Raw genomic sequence first — 14,556 nt, 5'->3', positions numbered from 1 at the left:
TTACCCGCCTATGTAGGACAGGTTCTGGGTGATCCCGGTGTTGCCCTGATGCAGGAAGTGGGTCTGTTTTTTGTGCATCAGCGCCTCAGAAATGCGCGCTTCCAGCGCCTGCTGCTGGGCGTCATCGGCCAGCAAATCGCGCAGGTCGACGCCGCCGTCGCCAAACAGGCACAGGTGCAGTTTACCCACCGACGAGACGCGCAGGCGGTTGCAGCTGGCGCAGAAGTCTTTTTCATACGGCATGATAAGACCGATCTCCCCTTCGTAGTCGGGGTGACAAAAGACCTGTGCCGGGCCGTCGCTGCGCTGGCGAAGCTGATGGATCCAGCCGCGTCTAAGCAGTTCATCGCGCAGCACCATGCCGGAGATGTGATGGCGGGAGAACAGGTCGCTGCCCTCGCCGGTTTCCATCAGCTCGATAAAGCGCAGTTGAATGCGGCGGGGCTTGATCCACGCCAGGAAGGTATCCAGCTGATGATGGTTCACATCGCGCATCAGCACGGTGTTGACCTTCACCTTGTCGAAGCCGGCCGCAAAGGCCGCATCGATGCCCTCCATCACCTGGTGGAATTTATCCTGGCCGGTGATGGCGTGAAACTGGCGGGCATCCAGACTGTCGACGCTGACGTTGATGGCCGTGAGCCCCGCATCGCGCCAGTCGGCGACATCGCGCGCCAGGCGATAACCGTTGGTGGTCACCGCAATCTGGCGGATGCTGTCGTTTTCGCGTACTGCGGCAATGATGTCGGTGAAGTCACGGCGCAGCGAGGGTTCGCCGCCGGTAAGACGGACCTTTTCTGTTCCCATGGCGGCAAACGCGCGCGTCACGCGGCGGACTTCGTCCACGGAGAGAAAGCCGTTATTGGTGATACCGCCGGGTTTGTAGCCGTCCGGCAGGCAGTAGGTGCAACGGAAATTGCACACATCGGTAATCGACAAACGCAGGTAAAAAAACTTACGCGCGAATGCATCGGTAAGTTGTGAAGCCATGTACACCTTTCCTGATACGGGAGGCACAGTCATTTCTTTCTGTACCCTGGTGGCGAAACCGCCACGGCCAGAGCACCATATCTGTCGACACAGGCGCAAAGGCTAGAGTGTATGTTTTCGATTAAGAAAACGTGGTTATGCCGATAGTAGCGTGTTAAAAGCAGTTTCGCTATTATCGTCTTTCGCTATATAAAGTTGTATATATCGACATGTTCGTGCCATTTCGATTCAGAATACGTCATTATAAAATTATTGCATTGATATATGTCATTTTGCCCCGGGCGGGACATCGTCATTTAGGGGTAGTTGAGTTACTGTTAAGGTGTTCGTCTTACTAAGGAATTTCTATGCGCAATCGCACTTTTGCGGATCTCGACCGCGTCGTCGCTCTCGGCGGAGGCCACGGACTGGGCCGGGTGATGTCCTCCTTGTCATCGCTCGGTTCACGGCTTACCGGGATCGTTACCACCACCGATAACGGCGGCTCAACCGGACGCATTCGTCGCGCCGAAGGGGGCATCGCCTGGGGTGATATGCGCAACTGTTTGAATCAACTTATCACCGAACCCAGCGTCGCTTCCGCGATGTTTGAGTATCGTTTTGGCGGTAATGGCGAACTTTCGGGGCATAACCTCGGAAATCTGATGTTAAAGGCGCTGGATCATCTCAGCGTGCGGCCTCTGGAGGCGATCAATTTAATCCGCAACCTGCTAAAAGTGGATGCGTTTTTGATTCCGATGTCCGAACTTCCGGTGGATTTGATGGCCATCGACAGTAACGACCATGAAGTGTATGGCGAAGTGAATATCGACCAGCTGGTTCTGCCGCCGAAAGAGCTGATGCTCTACCCCACGGTTCCGGCGACCCGTGAAGCAGTTGAGGCCATTGGTGAAGCAGATTTAATTTTGATTGGCCCGGGCAGTTTTTACACCAGCCTGATGCCGCTGCTGCTGAACAACGAGCTGGCCCAGGCGCTGCGCCGGACGCCTGCCCCCGTGGTTTACATTGGCAATCTGGGTCGCGAGCTCAGCCCTGCCGCCGCCGGGCTTTCGCTGCCCGCTAAGCTGGCCCTGATGGAGCAGTATGTCGGGAAAAAGATTATCGATGCGGTGGTGGTCGGGCCTTGTACTGATGTCTCAGGCATGGAAGGCCGGGTGGTAGTGCAGGAGCCACTTGAGGCGAGCGATATTAAGTACCGCCATGACCGGCATTTACTGCGCGTGGCGCTGGAGAAGGCGGTGCAGGCGCTGGGTTAAGACTGTGCGGCCTTTATCGCCCGGTGGCGCTAGCGCCACCGGGCACAAACTACGACGCGGCGATGAATAAATCCCGCAACTGATGCAGCTGGTCGCGGATCTGCGCGGCCTCTTCGAACTCCAGATTCTGCGCGTGCTGCATCATCTGCCCTTCCAGTTCGTGAATCTTCTGCTGCAGCGCTTTCGGCGTCAGGGCAACGGTATCGGCCTCCACCGGTGAGCGCGACTTGCCGCGGCCCTTCGCTTTGGTTTTGGCGATGTTCTGGCCGAGCGCCAGGATATCCACCACCTTCTTGTTCAGACCCTGCGGCGTAATGCCGTGCTCTTCGTTATAGCGCTGCTGCTTCTCGCGGCGGCGTTCGGTTTCGCCGATGGCTTTCGCCATTGACGGGGTGATCTTGTCGCCGTAAAGAATCGCTTTGCCGTTGACGTTTCGCGCCGCACGACCAATGGTCTGGATCAGCGAGCGCTCGGAGCGCAGGAAGCCCTCTTTATCGGCGTCCAGAATCGCCACCAGCGACACTTCCGGCATATCCAGCCCTTCACGCAGCAGGTTGATCCCCACCAGCACGTCGAACTCGCCAAGGCGCAGGTCGCGGATGATCTCCATACGTTCCACGGTGTCGATATCCGAGTGCAGATAGCGCACCTTCTCGCCATGCTCCTCGAGGTATTCGGTCAGATCTTCCGCCATGCGTTTGGTCAGGGTGGTGACCAGCACGCGCTCGTTGATGGCCGCCCGGGCACGGATCTCCGACAGCAGATCGTCCACCTGGGTGCCAACCGGACGCACTTCGATAATCGGATCCAGCAGACCGGTCGGACGCACCACCTGATCCACCACTTCATCGCCCGATTTCTCCAGCTCGTAGTTGCCCGGCGTCGCGGAAACGTAGATGGTTTGCGGCGCCAGCGCCTCAAACTCTTCGAACTTCATCGGACGGTTATCCAGCGCCGACGGCAGACGGAAGCCGTACTCCACCAGGGTCTCTTTACGCGCCCGGTCACCGCGGTACATGCCGCCAATCTGCGGAATGGTCACGTGGGATTCGTCCACCACCAGCAGGCCATCCGCCGGCAGGTAGTCAAACAGGGTCGGCGGCGCCTCGCCCGGCCCGCGGCCGGAGAGATAGCGCGAGTAGTTTTCAATACCGGAGCAGTAGCCCAGCTCGTTCATCATCTCGAGATCGAACTGGGTACGCTGGCTGATGCGCTGCTCTTCCAGCAGCTTGTTGTTGTCCAGCAGGGTCTTGCGGCGATCCGCCAGCTCTACCTTGATATCTTCCATCGCCTGCACGATGCGCTCGCGCGGGGTAACGTAGTGGGTTTTGGGGTAGACGGTGAAGCGCTGAATAATCGACTCCACGTGGCCGGTCAGCGGATCAAACAGGGAAAGCCGCTCCACCTCTTCATCAAACAGCTCCACGCGCAGCGCGAAGTCGTCCGACTCCGCCGGGAAGATGTCGATGACCTCGCCGCGAACGCGGAAAGTACCGCGCTGGAACGCCTGATCGTTGCGGGTATATTGCAGCTCCGCCAGGCGCCGCAAGATGGCGCGCTGATCGATAATCATCCCCTGGGTCAGGTGCAGCATCATCTTCAGGTAGAGATCGGGGTCGCCGAGGCCGTAAATGGCTGACACCGAGGCTACCACCACCACGTCGCGGCGCTCGAGCAGGGCCTTGGTGGCGGACAGACGCATCTGCTCGATATGCTCGTTCACCGAGGCATCTTTTTCGATAAACGTATCAGAGCTGGGGACGTAGGCTTCCGGCTGGTAGTAGTCGTAGTAGGAGACGAAGTACTCCACCGCGTTTTCGGGGAAGAACTCTTTCATCTCGCCGTACAGCTGCGCAGCCAGGGTTTTGTTAGGTGCCAGCACCATGGTGGGCCGCTGAAGATCGGCGATCACGTTGGCGACGGTAAAGGTTTTACCCGAACCGGTCACCCCCAGCAGCGTCTGGTGTGCAAGCCCATCCTCCAGCCCCTCTTTCAGACGGCGAATCGCTTCAGGCTGATCGCCAGAAGGACGGAAAGCGGAATTCAGTTTGAACGGTTTACTCATGAACGGCGACCTGATGATGATTAATACGGCAGGTGTGTAATTTTACTCCTCATGGCTATTTTTGCCAGTAAATTATACTGGATATAAACCCAGTAGCATCTGCGTGGTTTTGTGCCAGCAGCAGCGGGAATCAAGCAAAGCTGCGCAAAATTTCGGCTGTGACGGGATAAAATTCCATCAGGGGTGGGTTATCCCCAGAATTTTTTGTTTTTTAACATTTGTCAAGGCGAACCGCCGGACTTTAGCGCATCTGATTGACAGTTTGATGACAATGATTGCTTTTATTTAACGCCTTGATCTGCAATAAAGTTTTCAAAAAGACGCGTTTCGCAGCAATTCAGGCGCAGGCCGCGTATTCTCTCGCTTACCTTGTGTTTTCTAACTCTAATGCACATGGTTATCCACAGGAATAGTGGATAACTGTCTCCAGGCCATACGGAACGTGACTCGGCCCGTTCCCGGTTTTTCTCCCCAGCGCGACGGTAAAAAATTTTTATCACCCAATTATGGCGATCTTATGACAAAAATCAGCGAACGAACTGGTGAGGCATTGCTCACATTTTAACCAAAATAGTACCTGCACCAGGTGCATAAAACGGGGCACCGACGCAGTGCAGGTTCCTGTCATCGCAGCGCGCATTTTTGAACCTAATCCGAAAAAAGAAGGGTTAAGCGCCATTTTTTGGGCTGTGGCAAGAGTCTTGCAGAGCATCAGGTGTCACCGATGCCTGAAAAGGAGCAATACCATGTTAAGCCTGCGCGCTGTAAACCAGTATTACGGGGATCGCCACACCCTGTGGAACGTTGACCTCGATCTGCCTCCCGGCCTCTGCACCGGCGTCGTCGGGCTGCCCGGAATGGGGAAAACTACCCTCGTGAGCTGTATTGCCGGGCTGCTGCCCATCGCCAGCGGCACCATGGTCTGGCATGACGCCGGGCCAGAGATCCGTCCAGGACAGGGGATCAGCTTTGTGTCACAGGACCGGCGGATCTTTTCGCAACTGACGGTAGAGGAGAATCTGCATGTCGCGCGGATGGCGAAAGGCGTCGCGGGCGGATCGGTAAGCCGCGACGTTTTTGAGTTCTTTCCGGAGCTGTACCCGCTGCGCCAGCATCGGGCCTCGGGTCTTAATGACGACCAGCAGTACCAGCTGGCACTGGCGAACGCGCTGGTGACCCGCCCTCGCCTGCTGATCCTCGACGAGCCCAGCCGCGGCACCGGCCAGCTGTTTACCCTCAAGCTGGCGCAGCTGCTGCTCAGGTTCAACCGGGAGCTGGGATTATCGGTGCTGCTGGCCGAACAACATCTTTCCCTGATCCGTCGGGTGGCGGATCGCTTTTGCCTGCTTTACCGGGGGCGAAACGTGGCTCAGGGTCGGGTCAGCGAGCTGGATGACCCGCTGATTGCCCACTGGATGGGGCCGACGGCGTCAGCGCAGTAAGAGACAGATACTGCCCGACTGCCGAGGTGTCAGCCGTATCGCCCAGCCACGGGATCTCGCCCAGCAGCGGAGCGGGCAGCACGCGCCGGAGCGTCGCCATGTATTCGGCATGGCGCTTGCCGGGGGGCACTACTCCGTTCGCCACCCAGCCTGCAAAATGCAGTCCCGCCTGCTGAATCGCCTGCGCGGTCAGCATCGCGTGGTTGATACAGCCCAGCTTCACCCCCACCACCAGGATCACCGGCAGGCGTTCGGCCAGCACCCAGTCGGCGAAGGTCTGCTCCTGCGACAGCGGCGTGAACCAGCCGCCCGCCCCTTCCACCAGCACCCAGTCGGCATAGCTCTCCAGGGTGCGTAACCCGGCGGAGAGCGTGCTGAACAGGATCGGGCGCTGCTCGTCGGCGCTGATGATGTGCGGCGACGTCGGCTCCGCGAAGGTATAAGGGTTCACCGTCGGGTAGCTCAGCGTCACGCTGCTGTTGTGCTGTAACGCCAGGGCATCGCTGTTGCGCAGCCCTTGTGCGGTCATCTCACTGCCCGAGGCCACCGGTTTGTATCCGGCAGTGTTGAGGCCCAGCGCCCGCGCCGCCTGTAACAGGGCGGTGCTGGCGACGGTTTTACCGACCTCGGTGTCGGTGCCGGTGACAAAATAACGTTCAGTCACGTTCGATAATTCCATGAAAAAGTTGATAAGAGAGCGGGAATTTCCCCGCCTGCTGCGGCCAGGCCTGCGCCAGCCGCTGCAGCTGGCCGCGCGTTAAGGGCCTGTCGGCCCGCCCGGCGTGCAGATGGGTGGCGCCGATCCCCTTCAGGGACTGCATGGCGCTGAGCGCATCGTCAAACAGCAGGGTGACGGTCTGGACCGCACAGCGGTACTGCCAGCCGGACAGGGCATCGTTCACCTGCTGTCCGGTCAGAAAACGGTTGGCGTGCGGCTGGGTATCCACCGCCTGCCAGGCCTGATTCAGCTCCGGCAGCGAGCCGTTGAGCAGCGTGGTGAAGGCCACCTTGCCTCCCGGCTGCGCCACGCGATATAGCTCTGCCAGCGCCTGCGGCAGGCTGGCGCACCACTGCACCGCCAGATGGCTCCAGACCAGGCTGAACTGCCCCTCCGCCAGCGGAATGGCTTCGATATCGGCCTGCAGATAGCAGTCGGCTGTCTGGTTGCGGCGCGCTTCCTCCAGCATCGGGGCGCAGAGATCCATCGCCGTCACATGACTCCCGGCCTGGCGCCAGGCCAGGCTGTTGCTCCCAGGGCCGCAGCCGGCGTCCAGCACGCTGGCAAACCTGTTCTCTGCCAGCAAAGCCCGCAGCCCGTCGGCACTTTGCCGCTGGAGTGCGTCGTGGCGTGAGTAGCTCTGCGCCGCCCGGCCAAAGGCGACGGCAATTGCCTGCTTATTCACTTGCGACATGCAGCGCCTCCAGTAACGCGGTGATATCCGCTGCCTCATGGGCCGCCGTCAGGGTCAGGCGTAAGCGCGCCGTCCCCGCCGGGACGGTAGGTGGACGAATGGCGGTCACCCAGATCCCCTGCTCTCTGAGGGTCTGCGCCAGATGCAGGGCACGCGCGTTTTCGCCGACGATCAGCGGCTGAATGGCGCTCTGCGAGGCGGTGATCGCCAGCGGCAAATCGCGCACGCCCGTGCGAAACTGGTCGATCAAAGCCGCCAGCCGCTGTCGACGCGACTCGCCTTCGTCGCTGCGAATCAGGTTAAAGGCCGCCAGCAGCGCCACCGCCTGGGCAGGCGGCATACTGGTGCTGTAGATCAGATGCCGGGCGAACTGCAGCAGATAATCGGCGACGGCGTCGCTGCACAGCACCGCCGCCCCGCTGATCCCAACGCCTTTGCCAAAGGTCACCACCAGCAGCTCGGGTCTTACCCCCTGGCTGGCAGCGCTTCCGCGCCCTTCCGGCCCGGTGACGCCGATACCGTGGGCATCGTCCACCAGCAGCCAGCTGCCCTGACGTTGTGCCGCCGCATGGATATCATTTAGCGGGGCGCTGTCGCCGTCCATGCTGAAGATCCCTTCGGTCACCACCAGCTGTTGTCCGGTGCAGGGTTTCTCCAGCAGCGAGGCCAGCTGGACGACATCGTTATGGGCGAAGCGTCGGAGCTGAGCCGGGCTATGGCTGGCGGCCTCCAGAAGGGAGGCGTGGCTTAAGCGGTCGGCCACGATGCGATCGTCTTTGTTGGTCATGGCGGCAATCAGAGCCTGATTGGCGGCAAAGCCGGAGATAAACAGCAACGCCCGCGGGTAGCCGAGCCAGTCGGCAAGGTGCTCCTCCAGCGCCTGATGGGCGTGAGTGTAGCCGCTGACGTGGCCGGAGCCACCGCTGCCCACCCCGTACTGCTCCGCGCCCTGTTGCCAGGCGCGGATGATGTCGGGGTGCTGACTCAGGCCGAGATAGTCATTGCCGGAGAAGTTGCAGTACCGCCGCTGCTCGCGGGTGAGAAAGCGCCCGGCGCCGTTCTCCACCGGGGTGCGCACGCGCAGGGCGTCGGCCGCCCGACGAGCGTCGAGGGCGGCATCGATGCGTTGTTGCCAGGTCATACCGTCGCCGCGTTGTAGAACTGGTCGGTATCGGCATTGAAAAGCTGCTGTTCGAGCTGGTGCTGCTGCTCGTTATCGCCGGTCAGCACCGCGGTCTGCTGCGGGTTGAGCCCCAGCTTGCGGAACAGCTGCACGTCCTTGTCCTCTTCCGGGTTCGGGGTGGTGAGCAGCTTGCAGCCGTAGAAGATGGAGTTGGCCCCGGCCATAAAGCACATCGCCTGAGTCTGCTCGTTCATCTGCTCGCGACCCGCCGAGAGGCGTACGTACGAGGTCGGCATCATCACCCGCGCCACCGCAATGGTGCGGATAAAGTCAAAGGCGTCGACGTCGTCGTTGTCGGCCAGCGGGGTGCCCTTCACCTTCACCAGCATGTTGATCGGCACGCTCTCCGGCGGGGTCGGCAGGTTTGCCAGCTGTAACAGCAGCCCGGCGCGATCGGTGACCGTTTCGCCTAAGCCGACAATCCCGCCCGAGCAGACCTTGATGCCCGCATCGCGCACTTTGTCGAGGGTGTCCAGACGCTCCTGATAGGTCCGGGTGGTGATGATGTTGCCGTAGAACTCCGGGGAGGTGTCGAGGTTGTGGTTGTAGTAATCCAGCCCCGCCGAGGCCAGACGCTGGGCCTGATGGTCATCCAGCGTGCCGAGGGTCATACAGGCTTCGAGGCCCATCGCCTTCACGCCCTGCACCATCTGCTCGAGATAAGGCATATCGCGCTCGTGCGGGTTTTTCCAGGCCGCGCCCATGCAGAAGCGGGTCGAGCCGGCGTTTTTCGCCTGACGCGCCGACTCCAGCACCTGCTCCACCTCCATCAGGCGTTCGGATTCGAGGCCGGTTTTGTAACGCGCGCTTTGCGGGCAGTATTTACAGTCTTCCGGGCAGGCCCCGGTCTTGATCGACAGCAGGGTGCTGACCTGAACCTGCTGCGGATCGAAGTGCTGACGGTGAATTTGTTGCGCTTCAAACAGCAGTTCAAGCAGGGGTTTTTCAAATAATGCAGTGACTTGCGACAATGTCCAGCGAGCCTGGTGAGCCATAGGGCATCTCCAAAGGGGTTTAGTTCAGGATGGGTTCGGGTTATGCTTGTAAACCTAAATGTTTTCAAAATGGTTTACAAGTCGATTATGACAACGGACGATCTCGCCTTCGATCGGCAACACATCTGGCATCCCTACACCTCCATGACCCAGCCCCTGCCGGTATATCCAGTGACGGAAGCGCACGGCTGCGAGCTGACCCTGGCCAGCGGCGAACAGCTGGTGGACGGCATGTCCTCCTGGTGGGCAGCCATTCATGGCTACAATCACCCGCGGCTTAACGCGGCGATGAAAGCCCAGATTGACCGCATGTCGCACGTGATGTTCGGCGGCATCACCCATCAACCGGCGGTGGATCTCTGCCGTCGGCTGGTGGCGATGACCCCCGAAGCGCTGGAGTGCGTCTTCCTGGCCGATTCCGGCTCGGTAGCGGTGGAGGTGGCGATGAAAATGGCGCTGCAGTACTGGCACGCGAAGGGCGAAAGCCGTCAGCGGTTTATCACCTTCCGCAACGGCTATCACGGCGACACTTTCGGCGCGATGTCGGTCTGCGATCCCGACAACTCGATGCACAGTCTGTGGAAGGGCTATCTGCCGGAAAACCTGTTTGCCCCGGCGCCGCAGAGCCGTTTCGACGGCGAGTGGGATGAAATGGACATGGTCGGCTTTGCCCGCCTGATGGCCGCACACCGTCATGAGATTGCCGCCGTGATCCTCGAGCCCATCGTGCAGGGTGCGGGCGGAATGCGCATGTACCATCCCGAGTGGCTGAAGCGCATCCGCAGGATGTGTGACCGCGAAGGCATTCTGCTGATTGCCGATGAAATTGCCACCGGCTTCGGGCGCACCGGCAAGCTGTTTGCCTGCGAGCACGCGGGCATTACGCCGGACATTCTCTGCCTCGGCAAAGCCCTGACCGGGGGCACCATGACCCTCTCAGCCACCCTCACCACTCGCCAGGTGGCGGAGACCATCAGCAACGGCGAAGCAGGCTGCTTTATGCACGGCCCGACCTTTATGGGCAACCCGCTGGCCTGCGCGGTCGCCAGCGAGAGCCTGGCCCTGCTTGAGAGCGGTGAGTGGCAGATTCAGGTGCCCGCCATCGAAGCCCAGCTGAAGAATGAACTGGCGGCGGCGCGGGATTCAGCCTTTGTCGCCGACGTACGGGTGCTGGGGGCGATCGGCGTCATCGAAACAACCCATCCGGTGAACATGTCGGCGCTGCAACGCTTCTTTGTGGCGCGCGGCGTCTGGGTGCGGCCGTTCGGCAAACTGATCTATCTGATGCCGCCCTATGTGATAAGCCGCGACCAGCTCAGCAAGCTGACCCGTGCGGTGGTGGATGCCGTTCAGGAGCCTGCGCACTTTACGCTTTAGTTTATGCGTTACACTTCTGGCAGGGCTTTTTACGGAGGAACTGTATGAAACTTATCAGTCAGGATCTGCGCGACGGCGATAAACTCCCGCTGCGCCACGTATTTAACGGTATGGGATATGAGGGAGATAACATCTCTCCGCATCTGGCGTGGGACGAGGTGCCGTCGGGTACCAAAAGCTTTGTCGTGACCTGTTACGACCCGGACGCCCCAACCGGCTCCGGCTGGTGGCACTGGGTTGTCGCCAATATCCCCGCCGATACCCGCGTGCTGCCGCAGGGCTCCGGCTCTTCGCTGGTGGCGCTGCCGGAGGGTGCCGTGGAGACCCGCACCGATTTTGGCAAAGCGGGATACGGTGGCGCGGCCCCGCCAAAAGGCGAAACCCATCGTTATATCTTCACGGTACATGCGCTGAATGTGGAGAGAATCGAGGTCGATAAAGAGGCCAGCGGCGCAATGGTGGGCTTTAACGTCCATTTCCACACCCTGGGCAGCGCGTCGATTACGGCGATGTACAGTTAAATAAAAAACCGGCACATAGGCCGGTTTTTTTGTAGGCCCGGTAAGCGCAGCGCCACCGGGCGTTTTTTTACAAGAACGCTGGCAGCAACCCGACCAGGCTCCTTTTGTTCAGCAACGCAATCGCCGCATCAATATCCGGGGCAAAGAAGCGGTCGTCATCATAGTGCGCCACCTGCTCCCGCAGGATATGCCGCGCCTGCTCCAGCTGCGGGCTGGAGGTCAGACCGTCGCGCAGATCGCAGCCCTGACAGGCCGCTAACCACTCTACCGCCAGCACGCCGCGGGTGTTGCCCGCCATCTCCCACAAGCGGCGGCCTGCCGCCGGGGCCATCGAGACATGATCTTCCTGATTAGCTGACGTCGGCAGACTGTCCACGCTGTGCGGGTGCGACAGGGCCTTGTTCTCGCTCGCCAGCGCGGCGGCGGTCACCTGGGCAATCATAAACCCGGAGTTAACCCCGCCGTTGCGCACCAGGAACGGTGGCAGCTGGGACATGTGTTTATCCATCATCAGCGCGATACGACGCTCCGACAGCGCGCCAATTTCGGCAATCGCCAGGGCCAGATTATCCGCCGCCATCGCCACCGGTTCGGCGTGGAAGTTACCCCCGGAGACCACTTCGTTTTCCGCGGCGAACACCAGCGGGTTATCGGAAACGGCATTGGATTCCACCAGCAGTACCTCCGCCACCTGACGCATCTGGGTGAGGCAGGCCCCCATTACCTGCGGCTGACAGCGCAGGGAGTACGGGTCCTGCACCTTGTCGCAGTTGTGGTGCGACTCGGCAATGGCGCTGGTGTCGGTCAGGACGTGGCGGAACAGCGCCGCGGCGTCGATCTGCCCGCGCTGACCGCGTACCTCATGAATGCGGGCGTCAAACGGACGACGGGAGCCGAGCACCGCTTCGGTAGTCAGCGCCCCACAGACCACCGCCGAGGCAAACAGATCTTCGGCTTCAAACAGGCCGCGCAGGGCAAAGGCGGTGGAGGCCTGGGTGCCGTTCAGCAGCGCCAGCCCCTCTTTCGCCGCCAGCGTCACCGGGGCCAGACCCGCTTTCTGCAGGGCGGTGGCGGCCGGTAACCATTCGCCCCGGTAGCGGGCTTTGCCCTCACCGAGCAGGGTCAGGGACATGTGCGCCAGCGGGGCCAGGTCGCCGGACGCGCCGACCGAACCTTTGGCCGGGATCCAGGGGTAAACTTCGGCATTGACCATGGCAATCAGCGCCTGAATGACGCTCAGGCGGATGCCGGAGAAACCGCGCGCCAGGCTGTTGATTTTCAGCACCATCATCAGACGCACAATGTCGTCATCCAGCGGCTCGCCGACGCCCGCCGCGTGGGAGAGTACCAGCGAACGTTGCAGGTTTTCCAGATCGTGAGTGGCGATGCGCGTCTGCGCCAGCAGGCCAAAACCGGTGTTGATCCCGTAGGCGGTGCGCCCTTCGGCGACAATCGCTTCCACGCAGGCGACGCTGTCGTTGATGGCCTTATGGGCCGCGTCGTCGAGCGTCAGGTGCAGCGGCTGTTGCCAGACCTGGCGCAACTGGGCCAGGGTCAGGGAACCGGGAGTCAGGGTTAAAGCGTTCATCAGTGCTTTCCTTGTTGAGCGGCGATCATCGGCAGGTTCAGGCCCTGCTCTTTAGCGCAATCAATGGCAATGTCATACCCGGCATCGGCATGGCGCATCACGCCAGTCGCCGGATCGTTGTGCAGTACGCGGGCAATACGGGCCGCGGCTTCATCGGTGCCGTCGCAGACGATGACCATTCCGGCATGCTGGGAGAAGCCCATCCCGACGCCGCCGCCGTGGTGCAGCGAGACCCAGGTCGCGCCGCTGGCGGTGTTGAGCAGCGCATTCAGCAGCGGCCAGTCGGAGACCGCGTCTGAGCCGTCCTGCATCGCTTCGGTTTCACGGTTCGGGCTGGCAACCGAGCCCGAATCAAGATGGTCACGACCAATAACGATTGGCGCTGAGACTTCACCGCTGCGGACCATTTCGTTAAAGGCCAGGCCCAGCTTCTGGCGCCACTCCAGGCCTACCCAGCAGATACGCGCCGGCAGTCCCTGGAAGTTAATGCGCTCGCGGGCCATGTCCAGCCAGTGATGCAGGTGCTCATCATCGGCGACAATCTCTTTCACTTTGGCGTCGGTTTTGTAGATATCTTCCGGGTCGCCGGAGAGCGCCACCCAGCGGAACGGGCCGATCCCGCGGCAGAACAGCGGACGGATATAGGCAGGGACAAAGCCCGGGAAGTCAAAGGCGTTGGTAACGCCCATCTCTTTCGCCATCTGGCGGATATTATTGCCGTAATCGAAGGTCGGGACGCCCTGCTGGCTGAAGGCCAGCATCGCGTTGACGTGATCGGCCATCGAACGCTTCGCCGCCAGGACGGTGCCTTCCGGATCCTGCTGCGCTTTCTGCTGGTACTCTTCCCAGCTCCAGCCTTTTGGCAGGTAGCCGTGCAGCGGATCGTGGGCGCTGGTCTGGTCGGTGACCAGGTCCGGACGCACGCCGCGCGCCACCAGCTCCGGCACGATATCGGCCGCGTTACCGCACAGGGCAATCGAGACCGCTTTGCCTTGCTGGGTGTATTTGTTAATGCGCGCCAGGGCATCGTCCAGCGAATCGGCCTGCTCATCGACGTAGCGGGTACGCAGACGGAAATCGATGCGGCTCTGCTGGCACTCAATGTTAAGGGAGCATGCTCCCGCCAGCGTCGCCGCTAGCGGCTGTGCGCCGCCCATGCCGCCCAGGCCCGCGGTCAGTACCCAACGGCCTTTCAGGGAGCCGTTATAGTGCTGACGGCCCGCCTCGACAAAGGTTTCGTAGGTGCCCTGGACGATGCCCTGGCTGCCGATGTAGATCCAGCTGCCGGCGGTCATCTGGCCATACATCGCCAGCCCTTTCGCATCCAGCTCGTTAAAGTGTTCCCAGGTTGCCCAGTGCGGGACCAGGTTGGAGTTGGCGATCAGCACGCGCGGAGCGTTTTCGTGGGTTTTGAACACGCCGACCGGTTTGCCGGACTGCACCAACAGGGTTTCGTCGTTTTCCAGTTCGGTGAGGGATTTGACAATGGCGTCATAGCACGCCCAGTTGCGCGCCGCGCGGCCAATTCCGCCATACACCACCAGCTCGTGAGGGTTTTCCGCCACGTCGGGATCGAGGTTGTTCATTAACATGCGCAGCGGGGCTTCGGTGAGCCAGCTTTTGGCGTTAAGCGTGGTGCCACGTGGGGCGCGGATCTCTTGCTGGCGATACTTACCTGACGACATTGTGTGCTCCTCATTGGGGACAGAATATACACTAAGATATAC

Annotated in this window: 12 protein-coding genes and 1 riboswitch; of the genes, 4 read left to right on the top strand and 8 right to left on the bottom strand. The window is 60.9% G+C overall.

What is annotated here, in order from left to right:
- A complete protein-coding gene (gene moaA / locus ACP4QI_RS06360) occupies positions 1 to 990 on the bottom strand; it encodes a GTP 3',8-cyclase MoaA (RefSeq protein WP_426495042.1) in 990 nt (329 codons plus the stop codon).
- A riboswitch (molybdenum cofactor riboswitch) is annotated at positions 978 to 1,112 on the bottom strand. Its footprint overlaps the gene before it by 13 nt.
- 225 nt (positions 1,113 to 1,337) lie before the next feature.
- Between moaA and yvcK the strand changes: the two genes are divergently transcribed.
- A complete protein-coding gene (gene yvcK, locus ACP4QI_RS06355; RefSeq protein WP_142488752.1) occupies positions 1,338 to 2,246 on the top strand; it encodes a uridine diphosphate-N-acetylglucosamine-binding protein YvcK in 909 nt (302 codons plus the stop codon).
- Between the two features lie 49 nt (positions 2,247 to 2,295).
- Here the strand turns inward: yvcK and uvrB are convergent, their stop codons facing one another.
- Positions 2,296 to 4,311 (bottom strand): excinuclease ABC subunit UvrB, encoded by a 2,016-nt coding sequence (gene uvrB, locus ACP4QI_RS06350; protein WP_142488751.1) that lies wholly within the window; start codon positions 4,309 to 4,311, stop codon positions 2,296 to 2,298.
- Between the two features lie 746 nt (positions 4,312 to 5,057).
- Between uvrB and ACP4QI_RS06345 the strand changes: the two genes are divergently transcribed.
- Positions 5,058 to 5,753 carry an ABC transporter ATP-binding protein gene (locus ACP4QI_RS06345; protein WP_285128293.1) on the top strand — a complete coding sequence of 232 codons (696 nt, stop codon included), beginning with the start codon at positions 5,058 to 5,060 and terminating at the stop codon, positions 5,751 to 5,753.
- Here ACP4QI_RS06345 and bioD read toward each other — a convergent pair.
- Genes bioD through bioB form a run of 4 tightly spaced genes read right to left on the bottom strand, consistent with a single transcriptional unit; the run spans position 5,692 to position 9,343 of the window.
- Positions 5,692 to 6,417, bottom strand: a complete 726-nt coding sequence (gene bioD / locus ACP4QI_RS06340) for a dethiobiotin synthase (RefSeq protein ID WP_426495043.1) — start codon at positions 6,415 to 6,417, stop codon at positions 5,692 to 5,694. The two genes, ACP4QI_RS06345 and bioD, sit on opposite strands and share 62 nt — an antisense overlap.
- Positions 6,410 to 7,165: a malonyl-ACP O-methyltransferase BioC gene (gene bioC, locus ACP4QI_RS06335; protein WP_426495044.1), complete on the bottom strand. Its 756-nt coding sequence runs from the start codon at positions 7,163 to 7,165 to the stop codon at positions 6,410 to 6,412. Before bioC ends, bioD begins: the two co-directional genes overlap by 8 nt.
- Entirely contained in the window at positions 7,149 to 8,306 is a 1,158-nt protein-coding gene (gene bioF / locus ACP4QI_RS06330; protein WP_426495045.1) for an 8-amino-7-oxononanoate synthase, read from the bottom strand. The genes bioC and bioF overlap by 17 nt, the downstream gene beginning before the upstream one ends.
- Positions 8,303 to 9,343, bottom strand: coding sequence for a biotin synthase BioB (bioB, locus tag ACP4QI_RS06325; protein ID WP_142488746.1), 1,041 nt, complete (start codon positions 9,341 to 9,343; stop codon positions 8,303 to 8,305). Before bioB ends, bioF begins: the two co-directional genes overlap by 4 nt.
- An 87-nt stretch (positions 9,344 to 9,430) precedes the next feature.
- Here bioB and bioA point away from each other — a divergent pair, with 87 nt between their 5' ends.
- Complete coding sequence (gene bioA, locus ACP4QI_RS06320) at positions 9,431 to 10,720, top strand: adenosylmethionine--8-amino-7-oxononanoate transaminase (RefSeq protein ID WP_426495046.1); 1,290 nt, start codon at positions 9,431 to 9,433, stop codon at positions 10,718 to 10,720.
- A gap of 44 nt (positions 10,721 to 10,764) precedes the next feature.
- Positions 10,765 to 11,241, top strand: coding sequence for a kinase inhibitor (locus tag ACP4QI_RS06315; RefSeq protein WP_142488745.1), 477 nt, complete (start codon positions 10,765 to 10,767; stop codon positions 11,239 to 11,241).
- Positions 11,242 to 11,308: 67 nt separating this feature from the next.
- Here ACP4QI_RS06315 and hutH read toward each other — a convergent pair whose 3' ends face one another.
- On the bottom strand, positions 11,309 to 12,829 hold the full coding sequence (gene hutH / locus ACP4QI_RS06310) for a histidine ammonia-lyase (protein ID WP_142488744.1): 1,521 nt from the start codon (positions 12,827 to 12,829) through the stop codon (positions 11,309 to 11,311).
- Entirely contained in the window at positions 12,829 to 14,514 is a 1,686-nt protein-coding gene (hutU, locus tag ACP4QI_RS06305) for a urocanate hydratase (RefSeq protein WP_156263237.1), read from the bottom strand. Before hutU ends, hutH begins: the two co-directional genes overlap by 1 nt.
- Positions 14,515 to 14,556: the final 42 nt, after the last annotated feature.

Origin of the sequence: Leclercia sp. TB492 (assembly GCF_049974505.2) — a bacterium.
In the GTDB taxonomy this organism is placed as follows: domain Bacteria; phylum Pseudomonadota; class Gammaproteobacteria; order Enterobacterales; family Enterobacteriaceae; genus Enterobacter; species Enterobacter adecarboxylatus_C.
This window is presented reverse-complemented; position numbering and strand designations above follow the sequence as displayed.